Source organism: Gordonia cholesterolivorans, assembly GCF_039531975.1.
Lineage (GTDB): Bacteria > Actinomycetota > Actinomycetes > Mycobacteriales > Mycobacteriaceae > Gordonia > Gordonia sihwensis.
In genome coordinates this window covers 1-1,159 of record NZ_BAAARB010000058.1, presented here as the reverse complement: position 1 = coordinate 1,159, position 1,159 = coordinate 1, and the positions used below count along the sequence as shown (strand labels likewise).

General features: G+C 54.2%; 1 protein-coding gene and 1 pseudogene. One reads left to right on the top strand and one right to left on the bottom strand.

Going from position 1 to position 1,159, the window contains the following annotated elements; translation table 11 throughout:
- Positions 1–117 (top strand): annotated as a pseudogene (locus ABFX36_RS19125) (IS30 family transposase); the annotation flags it as partial.
- On the opposite strand, the gene ABFX36_RS18875 reads toward ABFX36_RS19125, so the two are convergent.
- Positions 85–987 (bottom strand): DUF6119 family protein, encoded by a 903-nt coding sequence (locus ABFX36_RS18875; protein WP_346077815.1) that lies wholly within the window; start codon positions 985–987, stop codon positions 85–87. The pseudogene ABFX36_RS19125 and the gene ABFX36_RS18875 overlap by 33 nt on opposite strands.
- Positions 988–1,159 lie beyond the last annotated feature (172 nt).

Below are 1,159 nucleotides of genomic sequence, written 5' to 3'. Positions count from 1 at the left end.
TACCTCGAAGCGATCGCCCGCGAGCTCAACGAGCGGCCACGGCAGTGCCTGGGCTTCTACACTCCACGGGAAGTCTTCGAACGCCTACTGAAGGACAACGTTGCTTCCACGAGTTGACACCGCCACCTTTACTGCATGCCTTGCGAGATAATCGTAGTACTCGCGAATTCCCGCATCGCTATGAAGGTCGCTCTTCCCGTGGCCAGCGTACGCGACTTCAAAATCTTCCTGGAAATCTACCAGCTCAGGTATTGTCAGAAGAAGATCAGGATCGCTAATGCGAAATGCCTTCAGGAGGGCATCATCGAGTCTCGTGAGGAGCGCGGGGTCCTTCACCGGCTGGATATTGTTGGCGGCGGGAAATGCGTCGAGATAGGTTGTCTTCTGGTAGATTGAGTACAGTTCGGTTAGGAGCTGCGTCAATTCGGATGCATTTTTCTTCGTGCTGACTCGAAGATTGCTGGCACCCGTGGCGTGGGCGAAAAGGTCTCTGTACTCTGGGCGGATTGCACCGGTGAGTGACCGTAGGACGGCGCTATCGCCATCGAAGTCGAAATAGGATATATCGCCACGTTCTGGCAACTGTGTCCTACGCCGACGTGCCGTAGCGGGATCGAGCTCATCTGTATTACGAATGGCATCGGGATCAACTGCGTTGAGAGTGGTTCGGAGTCCGAAATCATATTCGTAAGATTCGTCTCGCAGGCTATGTCTTGTTTGGCCGAAAGTGAGTGCGAAGGTCTTGTTGCTGGCCTTCATGAAGACAATCGCGCCAGCATATCCAGTGTTCATGTTGTCGGCGATAGAAAAGTACTGTCGCCACCAAGGAGTAGAGTTCTTCTTGAGCGCCAGGAAGGTTGGCCAGGACGGTTGGACTTTGCTTTCGACCGTTGCTTCGACAAGGCCGTGATCTTCCTTCAACGCGTCGGTGGGGTCGGCGTATTGATCCTTAAGTAGGAAGATCGAGAAAGGTCTTGATTGAGCCATCTCGCGCTCCTTTTCTGTCCGACGACGGTCCATGGCTGGATGTGATTAGCCTCGAAATTTCATCGGGGTGACGTCCTGGCCTGTGCGGTTTCGGATTGATGGTTGTGAGCTGATTGTGCCTGTCGGGTACGACAAGGCCGCCGATCGTCGGATACGTCCGGGTTCCACATCA

Coding starts and splice junctions, on each gene's coding strand:
- ABFX36_RS18875 (WP_346077815.1), bottom strand. CDS start 987: ATGGCTCAATCAAGACCTTTCTCGATCTTCCTACTTAAGGATCAATAC.